Origin of the sequence: Natrinema salaciae, assembly GCF_900110865.1 — an archaeon.
GTDB lineage: Archaea > Halobacteriota > Halobacteria > Halobacteriales > Natrialbaceae > Natrinema > Natrinema salaciae.
The window spans coordinates 122,093-137,982 of the sequence record NZ_FOFD01000008.1; the positions used below are offsets into that span (position 1 = coordinate 122,093).

The 15,890-nt window shown below is 65.9% G+C and carries 16 protein-coding genes; 10 read left to right on the top strand and 6 right to left on the bottom strand.

Annotation, left to right across the window (positions count from 1 at the left end):
- Window positions 1-14 precede the first annotated feature (14 nt).
- Window positions 15-437: a JAB/MPN domain protein-containing protein gene (locus BMX07_RS22005; protein ID WP_090622598.1), complete on the top strand. Its 423-nt coding sequence runs from the start codon at window positions 15-17 to the stop codon at window positions 435-437.
- Window positions 438-569: 132 nt separating this feature from the next.
- On the opposite strand, the gene BMX07_RS22010 is transcribed toward BMX07_RS22005, so the two are convergent.
- Window positions 570-779 (bottom strand): ribbon-helix-helix domain-containing protein, encoded by a 210-nt coding sequence (locus tag BMX07_RS22010; protein WP_090622605.1) that lies wholly within the window; start codon window positions 777-779, stop codon window positions 570-572.
- Between the two features lie 185 nt (window positions 780-964).
- Here BMX07_RS22010 and BMX07_RS22015 point away from each other — a divergent pair, with 185 nt between their 5' ends.
- Window positions 965-1,294, top strand: a complete 330-nt coding sequence (locus BMX07_RS22015; protein WP_090622609.1) for a DUF5789 family protein — start codon at window positions 965-967, stop codon at window positions 1,292-1,294.
- Between the two features lie 91 nt (window positions 1,295-1,385).
- Here BMX07_RS22015 and aglJ read toward each other — a convergent pair whose 3' ends face one another.
- Window positions 1,386-2,393 (bottom strand): S-layer glycoprotein N-glycosyltransferase AglJ, encoded by a 1,008-nt coding sequence (gene aglJ, locus BMX07_RS22020; protein ID WP_090622613.1) that lies wholly within the window; start codon window positions 2,391-2,393, stop codon window positions 1,386-1,388.
- A gap of 180 nt (window positions 2,394-2,573) precedes the next feature.
- Here aglJ and BMX07_RS25350 point away from each other — a divergent pair, with 180 nt between their 5' ends.
- Entirely contained in the window at window positions 2,574-3,131 is a 558-nt protein-coding gene (locus BMX07_RS25350; RefSeq protein ID WP_090622618.1) for an OB-like fold-containing membrane protein, read from the top strand.
- Window positions 3,115-3,627 carry a metal-dependent hydrolase gene (locus BMX07_RS22030; protein WP_090622621.1) on the top strand — a complete coding sequence of 171 codons (513 nt, stop codon included), beginning with the start codon at window positions 3,115-3,117 and terminating at the stop codon, window positions 3,625-3,627. Before BMX07_RS25350 ends, BMX07_RS22030 begins: the two co-directional genes overlap by 17 nt.
- A 13-nt stretch (window positions 3,628-3,640) precedes the next feature.
- On the opposite strand, the gene BMX07_RS22035 is transcribed toward BMX07_RS22030, so the two are convergent.
- Entirely contained in the window at window positions 3,641-5,650 is a 2,010-nt protein-coding gene (locus BMX07_RS22035; protein WP_090622624.1) for a hypothetical protein, read from the bottom strand.
- A gap of 329 nt (window positions 5,651-5,979) precedes the next feature.
- On the opposite strand from BMX07_RS22035, the gene BMX07_RS22040 reads away from it, so the two are divergent.
- Both BMX07_RS22040 and glmS read left to right on the top strand, forming a co-directional pair.
- A complete protein-coding gene (locus BMX07_RS22040) occupies window positions 5,980-7,146 on the top strand; it encodes a sugar phosphate nucleotidyltransferase (RefSeq protein WP_090622627.1) in 1,167 nt (388 codons plus the stop codon).
- A gap of 1 nt (window position 7,147) precedes the next feature.
- Window positions 7,148-8,953, top strand: coding sequence for a glutamine--fructose-6-phosphate transaminase (isomerizing) (glmS, locus tag BMX07_RS22045; RefSeq protein WP_090622632.1), 1,806 nt, complete (start codon window positions 7,148-7,150; stop codon window positions 8,951-8,953).
- 19 nt (window positions 8,954-8,972) lie between these two features.
- Here the strand turns inward: glmS and BMX07_RS24785 are convergent, their stop codons facing one another.
- Window positions 8,973-9,110, bottom strand: a complete 138-nt coding sequence (locus tag BMX07_RS24785; RefSeq protein WP_175480238.1) for a hypothetical protein — start codon at window positions 9,108-9,110, stop codon at window positions 8,973-8,975.
- A gap of 244 nt (window positions 9,111-9,354) precedes the next feature.
- On the opposite strand from BMX07_RS24785, the gene BMX07_RS22050 reads away from it, so the two are divergent.
- The 4 genes from BMX07_RS22050 (at window position 9,355) to BMX07_RS22065 (ending at window position 13,416) form a co-directional block, all read left to right on the top strand.
- Entirely contained in the window at window positions 9,355-10,530 is a 1,176-nt protein-coding gene (locus tag BMX07_RS22050; RefSeq protein ID WP_090622636.1) for an NAD-dependent epimerase/dehydratase family protein, read from the top strand.
- 1 nt (window position 10,531) lies between these two features.
- Window positions 10,532-11,485 (top strand): NAD-dependent epimerase/dehydratase family protein, encoded by a 954-nt coding sequence (locus tag BMX07_RS22055; RefSeq protein ID WP_090622639.1) that lies wholly within the window; start codon window positions 10,532-10,534, stop codon window positions 11,483-11,485.
- Complete coding sequence (locus BMX07_RS22060; RefSeq protein WP_090622643.1) at window positions 11,482-12,471, top strand: NAD-dependent epimerase/dehydratase family protein; 990 nt, start codon at window positions 11,482-11,484, stop codon at window positions 12,469-12,471. The genes BMX07_RS22055 and BMX07_RS22060 overlap by 4 nt, the downstream gene beginning before the upstream one ends.
- An 87-nt stretch (window positions 12,472-12,558) precedes the next feature.
- Window positions 12,559-13,416 carry a TrmB family transcriptional regulator gene (locus tag BMX07_RS22065; RefSeq protein ID WP_090622649.1) on the top strand — a complete coding sequence of 286 codons (858 nt, stop codon included), beginning with the start codon at window positions 12,559-12,561 and terminating at the stop codon, window positions 13,414-13,416.
- 69 nt (window positions 13,417-13,485) lie between these two features.
- On the opposite strand, the gene aglF is transcribed toward BMX07_RS22065, so the two are convergent.
- Together aglF and BMX07_RS22075 are read right to left on the bottom strand one after the other, a co-directional pair.
- Window positions 13,486-14,211, bottom strand: coding sequence for a UTP--glucose-1-phosphate uridylyltransferase AglF (aglF, locus tag BMX07_RS22070; RefSeq protein WP_090622655.1), 726 nt, complete (start codon window positions 14,209-14,211; stop codon window positions 13,486-13,488).
- Window positions 14,212-14,347: 136 nt separating this feature from the next.
- Window positions 14,348-15,766 (bottom strand): oligosaccharide flippase family protein, encoded by a 1,419-nt coding sequence (locus BMX07_RS22075; protein ID WP_090622659.1) that lies wholly within the window; start codon window positions 15,764-15,766, stop codon window positions 14,348-14,350.
- Between the last annotated feature and the right edge of the window lie 124 nt (window positions 15,767-15,890).

Below are 15,890 nucleotides of genomic sequence, written 5' to 3' on the forward strand. Positions count from 1 at the left end.
CCCGAAGGTGGCCTGTGGTTTACGTAACTCGCGCGCTCGTCGACGTCCTGTTGGATCTGGCCAGCGACGCGGATCCGGACGACGTGACGACCGGCGTCTCCGTCAGCCCCGCCGGCGATCTCGAGGGCGCGGATGGCCTCCCGGCCGAGACGCCGGTCTTCACCGACTTCTATCTCCCCGATCCGGGCAACTCGGTCAACGCCGTCTTCGGCGTCGATCTCTCGACGCCCGCCCGGCAGGCACAGGGCCGGTTCGTCTCCCACCCCGTCGGCGAACTCGAGGTGACGCGACGGGACGATCTGGCCGAGATCGTCTTCGTCGCCGTCCCGCCGTGGACGGTCGAAGAGCGGTCGTTCGCCGCGTTCGACCGGAGCGGCGAGCGCCACCCCCTCGAGATCGTCGACGCCTTGCCGCCGGGGCAATCGCTGACAGACTGAGTCGCGCCGTTCGCCCCTCGAAACGTCGATCCGAAGGCCGTCGAAAACGAGTGCGGGGTCGAACGTTCGGCGTGGAGGAGACCCGGCTTCGGATTCGGACGCGCCCCTCGCGACGGCGGGCGCGCGTCGGTCCTACTCGAGGTAGCCGAGTCCGCGAAGCTGCTCGGTAATCTCTTCGAACTCCGCTTCGGTGAGTTCGCCCTGTTTCTGGTGCTGGATGACGATGCTGCGCAGCAGGAACCGGACGAGGTCGCTCGTGCTCTGGAAGCTCGTCCCGTCGATCGTTTCCTCGACGCGGTCCGCGAGATCTTTCGGGATCGAGACCGTGGTGTACTCGGTCATACGCCATACTCCGTCGCGGCCCCCAAAGGAGTGTCGGCAGGGCGCGACCGATCCCCGCCCGGGAGGCCCGTCTCCGGCCTCTCCGAGCAGTGACAGCAGCGGCCTCTCCGAGCAGCAACGGCGGTCGCCCCTCGCCCGTCTCCACAGGCATTTTTATATCAGGCTCCGTAGCGAGAGGTACAGGCATGGGAGTCCGGCCACCATCGAGCGGAGACGACGAGGAACCCGACAGTATCGAGTTCGGCATCGCTGCCGTCGACGCTCATCTCAGGGACGCTGATCTCACCTTTCCGGTCACGAAAGACGACGTCAGGGCCGAGCTCGGTCACGAACGCATCCCCTACGACGTCCACGGGAACGACGTGGCGCTGAGCGAGATACTCGCCGACGTCCCGGCGGAGCAGTTCGATTCCCGACAGGAGCTGTTGAACGCGCTTCACCAGCCCTTCGAGGAGTATCGACACACGCACTCGAGCGGCGTCGTCGCGCAGGTCCGCTCGCTGTTGCCGTTCTGAGTCCGGACACGGGGGGCCGACGCCAGCTGGTCGTCGCGTTTCGTCCGCGAAGCAACGTCCCGGTCGGGCTCGCTGAGGGGCCCTGATGCGGTCACCGGTCGTTCGACTCTCGAGCGATCCGCTCGAGTCGGCGGCGCTGCTCGCGGTGGAGGGTGACGAGCATGTCCGAGAGGACGCCGAACATGAGCAGTTGGACGCCCAGCATGATCGCGGCAGCCGAGGCGACGGCCATGACCTCGTGGCTCTGGTGGTACTGGACCCACTCCCAGAGGACGTACGCCGCGATGAACGTCCCCGAGGCGATGCCCCCCAGTCCGAGACTTCCGAAGTAAAACAGCGGGTTGTTCGTCTTGGCGAGGGTGTACAGCGTCAGGAGAATCGTGCCGCCATCTCTGATCGGGTGCAGGTTCGTCTCCGACTCGTCGGGTCGGGCGCTGTAACTGATCGGGACGACCGTGGTCTCGACCCCGTGTTTGACGCACTCGACGGCGAGTTCGGTCTCGATCGTGAACCCGTCGGAGTCGAGCGAGAGCCGTCTGAACGAGTCGACGGTAAACGCCCGATACCCCGAGAGGATGTCCTGGTAGTTGGCCCCGTGGACGAACCCGAACGCGCGGTTTATCATCCGGTTGCCGAAGCCGTTCAGCGCGCGCATCGCGTCGTCGTCCATGTCGGCGAAGCGATTCCCGATCACGTGCTCGTACCCCCGCGAGAGGGGCTCGACCATCTTGTCGGCGTCGGCCGGATCGTAGGTGCCGTCGCCGTCGACCATCAACACGTACGGCACCGTCACGTACTCGAGCGCTTCGCGGACAGCCTGTCCCTTCCCGGAACCGGACTGGACCAGTACCTCGGCACCGTGATCGCGGGCGATGTCGCGGGTCTCGTCGGTGGAGTCGCCGTCGACGACGACGACGTTCGTGTACCCCTGCTCGTAGAAGCCCTCGATCACGTCGCCGATCGTGGCCGCCTCGTCGAGCGTCGGGATGAGCACGCAGACGTCGTCGGCCGAGATCTCGGCGGTTTCCTCGGTCACGGCGATGGTCTCGCCGCCGTCCGAGCGGGGACTCGAGCCCGTCCGAACCGCGTCGTCTTCCATTGGGCAATACTCCCCCACCGAACTGCAAAAGGTTACTGATTGACCAGTCGACGGGGTCCGTCGTGACCGCGCCGAACCGAGCGATCGAGTCGCGGCGCGCGTACCGCCGCCGCCGATCGCGGGTGTGGCGAACTCGAAAGATATTCTTTCAAGGGAGACCACCGATCGGAGAAGAGTGGTATGCAGGACCCCCTCGGCAGACACGGCCGTCTCGTCGCCGGAATCGTTCTCCTCACCGTCCTGGCGGGACTCGTGCTGTGGGCGGGCGCGACGACCGACGACCTGATGGAGAGCGATTACCCGGACCAACTCGACGTCAACCAAGACCGCGAGGCGTACGTCGGCGAGCGAGTCGTCCTCGGCGGCCGCATCGTCGACACGGACCCCGTCGTCGTCGCAACTCGCGCCAACGGATACGGCAGATACACCCTCGTGAACGCGGACGACAGACTGCAGAACGCGGACGGTCCCCTCGAGCGGGGAGACCGCGCGACCGCCTTCGGGACGCTTGAGGACGAGTCCACGCTCGTCGTCGAGCGCACGACGATCGGCGATGTGGCCGGGACGGTGTACATGCTCGTCGCGTCGTTCGTCGCCGGACTCTGGGCCTTCGGCCGGTTCGCCCGCGACTGGCGGTTCGACCGCGACCGACTCGCGTTCGTCCCGCGGGCCGCTCCGCTCTCGCTCCGGGACGTCCTCCCCACTGGGGACGCGAGCGACGGTGATCGCGGTGCCTGACGTCCTCACCCACGTCCTCGTCGGCTACGTCGTCGGGACGCTCCTGTCGATCCGGTACGAGCGGATTCGGCGGGCACACGTCGGGCTCGTCATGATCGGCGCGCTCTCGCCCGATTTCGTGAAGATCGATCTCGTGTTCCCGTCGGAGTTCGTCGGCTACGTGCTCGGCGTTCCGTTCGCCTGGGGGCCGCTGCACACGCTCGGCGGGACGCTCGTCGTGGCGGGGCTCGGATCGCTCCTGTTCGCACCCGAGTACCGGCGGGACGCGATCGCGCTGGTCCTGCTCGGTGCCGTGTCACACCACGTTCTCGATCTGGGGCTGATGACGCCGACGGGGTACTCCTACGCCGCCTTCTGGCCGTTCACGGAGTTCCGTCCGCCGGCGGGCAGTCTCTACATGAGCACCGACCGCTGGCCGTCGCTCGTCGCCGGGCTGTGTGCGGTTGTCGTCCGGGCGGCCAAACGCCGATTCGAGTCGGCGTCCGCCGCGCCGTGACCTGCCGGCTCGGTCAGTCCGGAGCCGTGTACTCGAGCGCGAAGCGTTCCGCTTCGTCGGGCTGCTCGTCGAGGAGGGCAGCCGCGCGAGTCGGGGCGCGGAAGGTGGTGGAGCCCGCGTACGGCATCGCGTAGACCGCGTCGACGGCCGCCGCCGCGTCGTCCGCTACCTCGAGCCCGTCCTCGCCGAGAAACCGGTCGCGCTCGAGCCCGTACCAGATCGCCAGCGAGTCCGTCGACGCGACGAAGCCGACGTCGTCCGGCGTTCGCTCGGTGCCGTCGCCGTCGACGATCGATGGGAGTGCGGCCGGCTCCGCCAGCCCCGAGCCGCTCATCCAGCAGTCGAAGCGGGCCGCCGGATCGACGGATTCGCGCTCTTCGAACGACGCGAGCCGACCGATCAGGTCGGCGTGATCGGGGTGCCGGAGTCGTTCGAGCGACTCGCCCGCCGCGTCGGTGATCGGGATCGTGACCCGTCGCCGCTCGCCGGGCACTAACGGCGTGCGATCGGTCCGTTGGCCGAGGCTGAACTCCTCGAGCGGCGCGTCCCCCCGGGCGAACCGGGCGGCGTCCCGCTCGCTCACGTAGTCGTCCGGGTCGCACGGCATGACGAACGCCGCCTGCAGGTCGGTGCCGGAACCGTCCTCGACCGTCTCGAGCCGGCAGTCGAGCGCTCCCCCGTCGAGGAACCGGTCCCGATCCAGCCCGCGAAAGACGGTCGCTCGGTCGGTCGCCGCGCTCCCGTCCGGATATTCGCCGTCGGCGTAGCCGCCGACGTCGCCGACGTACTCCCAGCCCCCGTCGGCCGTTCGCAGCGACAGTCGATGGTCGTAGAAGCCGAGTTCGTCACCGACGAGCCAGAGATCGAACGCCTCGTCCGCCTCGAACCGATCGCCGGCCGCGAGCGTCGCCAGCGACGGGTAGAGGAACCGATCGCGAGCGACCGTCAGCGTGGTGATCGAGTCGCCGTCGACCTCGGCGCCGTCGACGTTCGGAACGAACGGGTCGAAGCCGCTCTCGGTCGGCACGTATCCGCCTCGAATGTACCATCCCAGGCCGGCCGCCCCGGACTCGAGCGAGGCGCGCAGGTTCATCCGCATGGCCTGCTTGCTCGGCGTGTGGTTCGGGTTGATCGTATGGCTCTGTCCGAGGTAGAACACGGGTCGGTCGTCGAGGGCGGCTCGCACGTTCGAAACGAGGCTGCGAACGGCGGCGTTGGCCGGTTGCGGGCCGACGTCCTTCTCGTACCAGCCGCGATAGAAGTCGACGAACCCGAAGTCCGGCATGGCGTTTCGCTGTCGGAGGCCGCGCGCCAGCGACTCGAACACCTCGGGCCGCTTCGAATCGACGATGTAGGGAAAGTGGACGAACAGCCCGACCTCGAGGGCGTCGTTTTCCGACTCGACGGCTCGTTTCTGGGCGTCGAAGATCTGCGGGCCGAACTCGACCAGGTTGCCGACCGCCGCCTGGTTCCACTCCCCGCCCTCGGCCCACTGCCCCATGACCGGTGCTTCCTGCCAGAGAACGACTCGCCCGGTATCGAACAGGTCGCCGTGGGCCGCCACCACCTCGCGGAGCCGACCGAGGTACTCCTCGCGGGTGTCGTCCTCAGTGACGAACGCGGACGCGGAGATGGCGTTCAGTAGCCCGACGTTGAGCCAGACGTCGAGGTCGAACTCGCTCGCGGCGGTCAACACCGTCTCGAACGCCTCGTCGGCCGCCCCGTCGCTCAGGTCGCTCACGACGAGGATCACCGCGAGGTCGTGGCGGCGCGCGAACGCGAACAGGTTCTCCCGGATCGCCACGTCGTGCCACAGGCCGCCGCCGAGCCAGAGGAAGTCCTCGCCGGTCACGGGCGGGTCGCCGAGCGGCGGCGAGTCGTCCGTCGACCGCTGCTCGAGGAATCTGTCGAGACCGACGTAGCCGCCCACTAGCCCGGCGCTGAGGCCGCCCGCGACGAGATAGCCGCGGCGGGAGAAGCGAGCGCGGTCGGGCGTCGTCTCGGTCGAAGAGTTGTCAACCATGGATTTCGTGGAATGTTTCCGCCGAAGACCGGACCCCCGGTCTCCGTGCCGGAATACGTGTGGTATCGATAGCCCCGCGTTTGATGGTTACCCTGGAAATGGCCACAACGGACGGCGGTGATCGGGATCGAGCCGACGGCGTGGACCGAGCGAGCCGTCGGCGGACGGACCGGTTCGCGACTGGCTGACCGGACGCCGGTCGATCGAGCGCACAATCCGTCGGGTGAACTGGGCAGAAATTCCGATCACCCGCGTTCGCGCGCTGATTTTCGACTCAAAGCTCTCATTTACCGGCACCTATTCAAACGGTCGGGTCGCACGCATGTGATATGCAAGAGGAGAACGTGTCAGCCGTCGTCCTCGCGGCCGGCGAGGGACGCCGGCTCGAGCCGCTGACCAATCGGCGGCCCAAGCCGATGGTTCCCGTCTCGAACCGCCCGATACTCGAGTACGTCGTCTCGGCGATCGCGGATGCGGGTCTCGAGCGGATCGTCCTGGTCGTCGGCTATCAGCAAGAGCGGATTCGGAACTACTTCGGCGATGGCGACGACTGGGGGATCGACATCGAGTACGTCGTCCAGGAGAACCAGCTCGGCACGGCGCACGCGATCGCGCAGGCCGAGTCGGCCGTCACGGGATCGTTCCTGGTTCTGAACGGCGACCGCCTCGTCGAGGCGTCGCTCGTCGAGCAGGTCCGGGACGAGGTCGGGACCAGCGACGGGCCGGTGATGGCGGTGACACGATCGGATCACGCAAGCGACTACGGGGTCGTTTCGATGGACGGCGAGCGCGTAACCGAAATCAGCGAGAAACCGCGGGAGCCGATCACGTCGGAAGTGATCAACGCCGGCGTCTACGGGTTCGACGAATCGGTCTTCGACGCGATCCGGGCGACGCCGACCGAGGGCGGCGAACTGGCGATCACGGCGACGCTCGAGCGGATCGCCGAGAAACGATCGATTCGAGCCGTCCGCTACCGCGGCCTCTGGCAGGACGTCTCGCACCTCTGGGACTTGCTCGAGATCAACGCGGCAGTGATCGACGAAGTCGACGAGGACGACTCGACGCTCCATCACGATGCCGTCGCAAGCGATACCGCGATCGGGGACGACGTAACGCTCGGTCGGAACGCGACGATCGGCGGCGGAACGGCCATCGGCGACAACGTGACGATCGAAGCCAACGCCGTGCTCTCGAACGCGGTCGTCTTCTCGGACGCGGTCATCGAAGCCGGTGCCGTCGTTCGCGACGCGATCGTCGCCGGCAACGCGCGGATCGGCGCGAACGCGACGATCGCGGGCGGATCGACCACGGTCGTCGTCGAGGGTGAAGTCCACGAGGACGTCGATCTCGGCGGTGTCGTCGGCGACAACGCGACCGTCGGCAGCGGCGTCACCGCCGCGCCCGGGACCGTCGTCGGCGACGGCGCGACCGTCGATCACGGCGTGAGCGTCGACGGACGGATCGAACCCGACGCGATCGTCAGGAGGGGATAACATGTGTGGAATCGTCGGCTACGTCGGCGGCGAACCCGCCGGTCCGATCGTCTACAGCGGCCTCGAGAACCTCGACTATCGCGGCTACGACTCCGCCGGGGTCGCGCTCGTGGAACAGGATCTCACGATCGCGAAGCGCGCGGGCGAAGTGAGCGAACTGGACGTTCCCGACGTCCCGGGAGCCACCTGCGGGATCGGTCACACCCGCTGGTCGACACACGGGCCGCCGACGGACGAAAACGCGCATCCGCACACCGGGCAAGCCGATGACGTCGCGGTGGTCCACAACGGCATCGTCGAGAACTACGACGCGATCAAAGCCGAGTTGACCGACGCGGGTCACGTGTTCTCGAGCGAGACGGATACGGAAGTCATCCCACACCTCTTGGAGCGGGAACTCGAGAGCGGTCACGATCTGCTCTCCGGGCTCGAACGCGTCGTCGACAGGCTCGAGGGGAGCTACGCGATCGCCGCGGTGCGTGCGGGAAGCGATCGGATCGTCGCGACGCGCCACGAGAGCCCGCTGGTCGTCGGCCACGGTGACGGCGAGTCGTTCCTCGCGAGCGACGTCACGGCGTTTCTCGACCGGACGCGCGACGTGACGTATCTCGAGGACGGCGACGTCGTCTCGCTCGAGGGCGGGTCCGCGACGGTCTACCGCGACGGCGACGTCGTCGATCGCGACGTCGAGACCGTCGAGTGGGACGCCGACGCGGCGGAGAAGGGCGGCTACGAGCACTACATGCGCAAGGAGATCCACGAACAGCCCACGTCCCTCCGGCAGACGCTCTCGGGACGGATCGACGTCGAACGCGGCGACGCCGACCTCGACGTGGCGTTCCCGCAGGGCTACCTCGAGTCGCTCCAGGAGATCCAGCTCGTCGCCTGCGGGACGTCCTACTACGCGAGTCAGTACGCGGCGCGATTGCTCGAGGAGTTCGCCGACGTTCGCGCGACGGTGGAGATCGCCAGCGAGTACTCCTTCGACGGCGGCCGGGATCCCTGGCGGACGCTCGTCATCGCCGTGACCCAGAGCGGCGAGACGGCGGACACCCTCGGTGCGATTCGTCGCGCTGGCGGGGCGGGGGCTCGAACGCTCGCGGTGACGAACACGCTCGGGAGTTCGGTAACGCGCGAGACCGAAGACTCGGTGTTCATCCGCGCCGGCCCGGAGATCGGGGTCGCGGCGACCAAGACGTTCGCCTCGCAGGTGACGACGCTCGCGCTGTTAGCGGTCGAAATCGGCCGACAGCGCGGTTCGCTCGCAGCCACCGACGCCCGAGCGGTGCTCGAGGACCTCCGGGGGTTGCCGGGGGCCGTCCAGCAAGTGCTCGACGAGGAGGATCGCGTGCTCGAGGGGGCCAAACGGTTCGCCGACGCCGATGCCTTCTTCTTCGTGGGTCGGCAGTTCGGCTATCCGGTCGCGCTCGAAGGCGCGCTGAAGCTCAAGGAGATCGCCTACGATCACGCGGAGGGGTTCGCCGCGGGAGAGCTGAAACACGGTCCGCTGGCGCTGATCACCGGGGACACGCCGGTCCTGTCGGTGCTGACGGAGCGTTCGCGTCCGGACGAAACGCTGAACAACGTCACGGAAGCGCAGACGCGCGAGGCACCGGCGATCGGGGTCACGGACGGGACCGTCGAGACGGACTCGCTCGACCTCGAACTCGAGGTGCCCGACCTCGGATACGTGACGCCGCTCGTCGCGAACGTCTACTTCCAGCTGTTTGCCTATCACATCGCGGACCTGCAGGGGCGGTCGATCGACAAGCCGCGAAACCTCGCGAAGAGCGTTACTGTCGAGTGAGCCGGTAACCAACTGTTCTCTAGTCGTCCGTTCGGTGGTCGGCGAGGTGCTCCCAGATTTCGGTACACCCGCAGCCGTCGTCGACGCTCGAGAGATGGTCTCGGTCCCGCTCTTCCTCGTCGTCCGGCGCGTCTCGCTCGTTTGTCATGGTACTCACTTTCTGAGTAACTCCGACCACCTAATTAAGTCCTTCGGCAATTTGGTAGGATAGTTGACAAATACGGCCCCGCAAACAGGATATTACGCGGGTGTAACGGACGGAACTCGTGGCCTTCTCGAACGGTTCGCGTGAGCGAGAGCGATTCGAACCGCTGGCCGTTCGACCGTCGTTCGCGTCGCGACGACCAATCAGCGATCAACGATAACACTTATATCTCTACTTACTCAGTATCTGAGTAACTATGACCGTACTCGTAACGGGAGCGGACGGCTACATCGGCTGGCCGACGGCACTTCGAATCGCGAACCGAACGACCGACCGAGTCGTCCTCGTGGACAACTTCGCCAGACGGGAGTGGGTCGAATCCGTCGGCTCGACGAGCGCCGTTCCAGTCACCGACATCGACGACCGGATCGCCGCCGCCGAGTCGGTCCACGGCCTCACCAACCTGTCGTTCGTGCAGGGCGATCTCACGGACAAGGCGACCGTCGACCGCCTGCTGTCGATCCACGAACCGGAGACGATCGTCCACACGGCTGCACAGCCGTCGGCACCGTACTCCCAGATCAACGGCGAGCGGGCGAACTACACCCAGCACAACAACCTCCAGGCGACCCGCAACCTGCTGTGGGGGCTCGAGGAACAGGGCCTGACGGACACGCACTTCATCGAGACGACGACGACCGGCGTCTACGGCGCGCCCGAGTTCCCGATCCCGGAAGGGGGCGCGACGATGGAGAACCAGGGCGAGCGCGACGAGGTACCGTTCCCCGCGATGGCCGGCTCGTGGTACCACCTCACCAAGAGCCACGACGCGGCGAACATGCGCCTGGCGCACAAACAGTTCGACATTCCGGTCTCGGACGTCCGGACCGCGATCACGTACGGGACCGAGACCGAGGAGACGGCCGCGGACCCGCGGCTGGCGACTCGCTTCGACTTCGACTACTACTTCGGGGTCGTCGCTCACCGCTTCTGCGCACAGGCCGTCGCCGGCTACCCGATGACCGTCTACGGGCGGGGCGAACAGCGCAAACCATTCATCGCGCTCGAGGACGCCGTCGAGGGACTGGCGCAGCTAGCCGTCTCCGATCCCGACGCGAGACCCGACGACTACACCGTCTACAATCAGGTGACGCGAGCGATCAGCATCGTGGAAATCGCGGAGACGATCGCCGGCGTCTCCGACGAGTTCGATCTCGACGTCGACGTCGAACACTTCGAGAACCCGCGCGAGGAGGACGAAACCCACAAGATGGAGATCGAGAACGACCGCTACGCGGCCCTGATCGACGGCCAGTCGACCACGTTCGAACAGGGCGTCCGAGAGATCCTCGGGACGCTGGTCGACTACCGGGAGACGGTCGAATCGCACGAGGATCGGTTCCTCCCCGGCGTGCTGACGGAGGACGAGTAGCATGCGCGTCCTCGTGACCGGCGGATGCGGGTACATCGGTAGCGAACTCGTTCCGCTGTTGCTCGAGGACGACCGGGTCGACGACGTCGTCGTCCTCGATTCGCTCGCGTCCGGTTCCCCCGCGAACCTCCGCGGGTGTATCGACGACCGACTGGACTTCCGCCGCGGCGACGTCCGCGAGTACGGCGACGTCGAGAGCGCGATGCGCGGCGTCGACCGCGTCGTCCACCTGGCGGCGATTACGGGCGCGGCCTCGACGCACGACCGCCGCGAGGAGACGTTCGCGGTCAATCGCCACGGGACGGAGAACGTGCTCACCGCCGCCGGGAAACTCGGTGTCGACTCCCTCGTGTTCGCGTCCTCGTGTAACAACTACGGGCGCGCCGCCAGTACGAACATCGACGAAGAGACCGAACAGGACCCGCTCAACCCCTACGCAGAATCGAAAGTCGAGTCCGAGCGGTTGCTCGCCGACGCGATGGACGACTACGGCATCGACGGCACCGCGCTGCGGATGAGCACGAACTACGGCTGGGCACCGGGTATCCGGTTCAATCTGGTCGTGAACCACTTCGTCTTCCGCGGGCTGACCGATCGGCCGCTGACGGTCTACGGCGACGGCAACAACTGGCGGCCGTTCATCCACGTCGCGGATGCGGCGCGGGCGTACGCCCACGCCGCCCTCGAGCCCGAGTCGTGGCCGCAGCTGGTCTACAACGTCGGGTCGAACGACGGGAACTATCGGATCTCGGAGATCGCCGAAATCGTCCGCGACGAACTCGAGCGCGACCTCGACATCACGTACCTCGAGGACGAACACCCCGGCCCGTCCTACCACGTGAACTTCGATCGACTGGCCGAGACCGGATTCGAACCCGAGTGGACGCTCCGCCGGGGCGTCCGCGAACTCGCGGATCAGTTGCGGCGAAATCGAACCGAGGTCGTCGAAGCATGAGCGACTCCGAGACTGCTCCCGACGAGCCCACGATCGCGATCACCGGTGCGGCCGGCTACATCGGCAGCCGCGTCGTCCAGCAACTCGAGGCGGCCCACCCCGAGTGGAAGCTGACCGCGCTCGACAACCAGTTCCTCGGGCAGGTCGACGCCGTCGGCGAGACGGAGATCGCCCACGTCGACGTCCGAAACCGACGGCGACTCGAGGACTGTCTCGAGGGCGCGGACGTCGTGCTCCACCTGGCGGCGGTCAGCGGCGTCGACGACTGCGACGAGAATCCGGATCTGACCTACGACGTCAACGTCACGGGGACGAACAACGTCGCCTGGTTCTGCCGAAAGACCGGCGCAGCGATGGCGTTTCCGTTCAGTATGGCCGTTCTCGGCGATCCCGAGACGTTCCCGATCACTGCGGACCTCCCGCGGGATCCGTTCAACTGGTACGGCCGGACGAAGTACATAAGCGAGCGGGCCATCGAGTCGTTCGCCGAGGGGGCGTTCCCCGCCCACCTGTTCCTGAAGTCGAACCTCTACGGCGACCACGTCGTCGGCGACACGGTCGTCTCGAAACCCACCGTCATCAATTTCTTCGTCGACCGTGCGACGGCCGGCGAGCCGCTGACGGTGTACGAACCGGGGACGCAGTCCCGAAACTTCGTTCACGTCAAAGACGTCGCCAGATCCTACGTCCGGAGCACGGAACGGCTGCTCGAGCAGCTGGCCGACGGCGACACGGGCACCGAGACCTACGAGATCGCGGGCAACGAAGACCCGTCGGTGATGTCGGTCGCGGAGACGGTACAGGAACTCGCCCGCGACGAACTCGGCGTCTCGGTCGATGTCGAACTCGTCGAGAACCCCCGAAGCGCCGAAACGATGGTCGAGGACTTCACGGTCGATACCTCGAAAGCGAACGAGATACTCGGTTGGGAGGCGCGCCACACGGTCGACGAGTCGGTGCGGGAACTGCTCCGGCGGAACGCCTAACTCCCGCCGGTCACTCGTTCGGGGCCCGTTCGCCCGCGGAACGTCGAACACTCGGGTTTACGGTCTTCCACTGCCAATCGGTCGCCAATGGGTACGCGAACCGGTTCGACGGAACTGCTCCAGCGATTGGACCTGAAGGAGTACGAAGCCACGGCCCTCGCCCACCTGCTGAGCGCCGGCCGGACGACCGCGCCGAACGTCTCCGAGGCGACCGGTATCCCCAAAGCGCGGGTGTACGGCGTTCTCGACTCGCTCTCCGAGTACGGCTTCATCAAGGTGATCCCCGGCCGTCCGAAACAGTACCAGCCGAAATCGCCCGCGGAAATCCTCGAGCGCGCGAAAGAGAACCGGCGACAGCAGTACGAGGACTACTGCAACGCGGTCGACGGCCTGGAAGAGGAGTTCATCGCGGAGTTCGGGCCGCGCTACGAGCAGGCCGACGAGGAAGTGTCACCGATGTCCGAACTGTTTTCGGTCGTCGACGTCGGCGAGCCGAGCGAGACGGAGACCAGACAGCTCTACCAGAACGCGTCGGACCGGGTCTTCGTCATCACGAACAGCTTCGCGTACTTCGACGACGTCGAACCGGCCGTCGACGATGCGCTCGAGCGCGACCTCGAGATCTCGGTGCTGTTCCTCGATCCGCGGGCGCTTCCCGAGGAAAAGGCGACGGTACAGGCGGAGATCGTCGACCGAATCGCGAGCGAGTATCCCGCGATCGACTACCGATTCAGCGAAACGGTGCTACCCTGGCGTGGCACCTTCATCGACCCGAGCATGGAGTACGATTCGGGGAAGGCAATCTTCCTCGTCGAGGAGACCGACGTGCCCGATTACCGGCGACAGGCCGCGATCACGGAGAACGGCTCGTTCGTCGCCGGCATGAAACGGTACTTCGACCTGATCTGGGAGTACGAGAGCCTCGAGACGCCGCAGTCGGCGTGAGTGGTCGGGCCGACTACGTCGGCCTGTCGACCGCGGTCGCCGTTCGCCGGCCCTGGCGATCCGCCACGGTCACTCCCGTTCGGATTCCGTGAGCAGCCGGTCTTCGGCCTTGTCGCGATCCGCCGGATAGCCGACGTCGACGCGCCAGCCGTCCATACGGATCGCGTCGATGGTCCGCCCTGACTGGATGAGCAGATCGATCGCGTCCGGCAGTTCGTACTCGCCGCGGTCGCTCGGTTGCACGAGATGACAGGCGTGAAAGATCGCTGGCGTGAACGTGTAGAAGCCAGTCATCACGAGGTTCGACGGCGGATCGTCCGGCTTTTCCACCACTTCGACGATCTCTCCGTACTCGTTCGTGTCGAGGACGCCGTAGCGAGAGGCCTCGTCGAACGGGACTTCCTCGACGAGGAAGGCTGCGTCCGCGCGATCTTCCCGCTGTCGGTTGACGACGTCGCTGAGGTTGGCGCGAAAGATGTTGTCCCCGAGCATGAGCATGAAGTCGTCGTCGATGTACGGCTCCGCTTGCAGGATCGCGTGAGCGAGTCCGAGTTGCTCGCGCTGGTGTGCGTACGTGATCGGAATGCCCCGGTACTCGTCGTCGTACCGCTCGATGATCTTCTCCTTGCGGTAGCCGACGACGACGATGAACTCCGTCGCCCCGATGTCGATCAGATTGTCGAAGACGTCCTCGATGAGTGGCGTTCCGTCGACCTCGACGAGCACTTTCGGTTTCTCTTCGGTGAGGGGACGGAGGCGGGTTCCTTCGCCTGCGGCGAGCACGACGGCTTGCATATCCCCGTCTATTCGTCCGTCCGCTATGAATGACCGGGATCACAGTGACTCGATACGTCCCGTTCCGGAGCGCCACCGGTCGAGTAGGACGTTCGTACACCGAATCGGGGGCACCGTTACGCCCGTCTCGAGCGAGCTACGAGCCGCCGTACCCCATCGGCAAGTTTCGAACCACGGTCGTCCGGAAGCGCCCGGACAGGAGAAACAGTGCTGCGAAGTACGTGGTCGCACCGAGCGCGACCAGCACGACGGCCGCCATTTCGCTGGGATCGAGGAACAGCCGTCCGATCCCGACGACGACGGCCATCGGCGCGGCGGCGAGAACCTGTATCGCGACTTCTCGGGCCGGAAACGAGACGGAAATGAAGCGAGTGAGAACCCGGTAGCCGACCACGACCGTTACGAGCGCGGAAACGGCCGTTGCGACCGCCGCACCGATCCACCCGTACTCGGACACGAGCGCGAAGTTGAGCGAGATGTTCGTGACGAAAAAGATCCCGTTAATTCGAAACGCGAGATCGGGTCTGTCGAGCCCGTTGAGTGCGTTCAGGAACTGTTCGCCGTACGCGTACGCGAGCCGTGACGCGACGAGTATCACGAGCACGGTGTGTCCGACGCTGAATTCGGCACCGTAGATCCGGAGGACGAAATCGCCGATGAGGAGGCTTCCGACCAAGCCGGGAATGAGAAACAGCCCGGCGTACGCGAACGCGTCGTCGAGCAGGTTCGCGATCCGCTCGCGGTTGTCGTCCGCTGCGACGCTACTAATTTCGGGGAACAACGTTTGCTGTATCGCGAGGCTGAAAATCGCGAGCAGTGATGCGAGATTCCAGGAAATCTCGTACACGCCGATGAGATCGGGAGCGACGAACACGCCGAGGACGAGCGTGTCCATCGAGGAAAACGTGCGCGAACTCAGTCGGCCGAGCCACGAGTATCGGGCGTAATCGAACAGGCTCCGAACGTGACGGCGGGTCGGGCGTTCCCACTTCCAGCCGACGAATACCGCACCGACGACCCCTGCGATAACGCTCGCGATCGCGTATCCGGTGAGGAGGCCGATCAATCCGGAGCCGAGCAACACGGCGGCGATCTGGAGCGCGCTCCGTGAGAACGTATCCACCGGCTGGAGCGCACCCGAAATATGAACGCGATGCTGTCCCTGCAGAACTCCCGAAACGAACAGAAGCAGTAACGTCGCGAAGAGAACGACGGCGATCGGTACCGTCACGGCTTGGCCGATGTAGTCGTTGACGAGATCGCGTGCGAGGAACAGTCCGACGAGAAGCACCGCGTAGATGCCGACAAACAACCCGATTCCAGCGGTAAGGTACGCGCCGGTCTCCTCGCCTTCGCTTAGACGCTTCGTAAGCGCCGACTGAACCCCACCGAACATGATCACCTTTACCCAGATGACGATCGCTATGACGAGAAAATACGTCCCTAACACGCCCGCACCCAGCGTTCGAGCGAGATAAATCGTCGCGATGAAACCGAATACCGATGACGCGATCTGGGAGGCGAAGTTGACGAACGATATTTGACCTAGCTTCATACTACCATTTATCGTCGTACCCGTCGGTCGCACCAATGGACGCTCGCGAAAAAACGCTATCGAACGCGACCTCGATGCGTTCTCCTCGAGCGTGCCGGCCTACTGCCGGCCGGTCGTCGGATCG

Excerpts from the sequence above, each read along its gene's own strand:
- BMX07_RS22035 (WP_090622624.1), bottom strand. The coding sequence starts at position 5,650 with ATGGTTGACAACTCTTCGACCGAGACGACGCCCGACCGCGCTCGCTTC.
- BMX07_RS22015 (WP_090622609.1), top strand. The coding sequence starts at position 965 with ATGGGAGTCCGGCCACCATCGAGCGGAGACGACGAGGAACCCGACAGT.
- BMX07_RS22010 (WP_090622605.1), bottom strand. The coding sequence starts at position 779 with ATGACCGAGTACACCACGGTCTCGATCCCGAAAGATCTCGCGGACCGC.
- BMX07_RS22060 (WP_090622643.1), top strand. The coding sequence starts at position 11,482 with ATGAGCGACTCCGAGACTGCTCCCGACGAGCCCACGATCGCGATCACC.
- BMX07_RS22050 (WP_090622636.1), top strand. The coding sequence starts at position 9,355 with ATGACCGTACTCGTAACGGGAGCGGACGGCTACATCGGCTGGCCGACG.
- glmS (WP_090622632.1), top strand. The coding sequence starts at position 7,148 with ATGTGTGGAATCGTCGGCTACGTCGGCGGCGAACCCGCCGGTCCGATC.
- BMX07_RS22040 (WP_090622627.1), top strand. The coding sequence starts at position 5,980 with ATGCAAGAGGAGAACGTGTCAGCCGTCGTCCTCGCGGCCGGCGAGGGA.
- BMX07_RS22055 (WP_090622639.1), top strand. The coding sequence starts at position 10,532 with ATGCGCGTCCTCGTGACCGGCGGATGCGGGTACATCGGTAGCGAACTC.
- BMX07_RS22065 (WP_090622649.1), top strand. The coding sequence starts at position 12,559 with ATGGGTACGCGAACCGGTTCGACGGAACTGCTCCAGCGATTGGACCTG.
- BMX07_RS22075 (WP_090622659.1), bottom strand. The coding sequence starts at position 15,766 with ATGAAGCTAGGTCAAATATCGTTCGTCAACTTCGCCTCCCAGATCGCG.
- BMX07_RS25350 (WP_090622618.1), top strand. The coding sequence starts at position 2,574 with ATGCAGGACCCCCTCGGCAGACACGGCCGTCTCGTCGCCGGAATCGTT.
- aglJ (WP_090622613.1), bottom strand. The coding sequence starts at position 2,393 with ATGGAAGACGACGCGGTTCGGACGGGCTCGAGTCCCCGCTCGGACGGC.
- aglF (WP_090622655.1), bottom strand. The coding sequence starts at position 14,211 with ATGCAAGCCGTCGTGCTCGCCGCAGGCGAAGGAACCCGCCTCCGTCCC.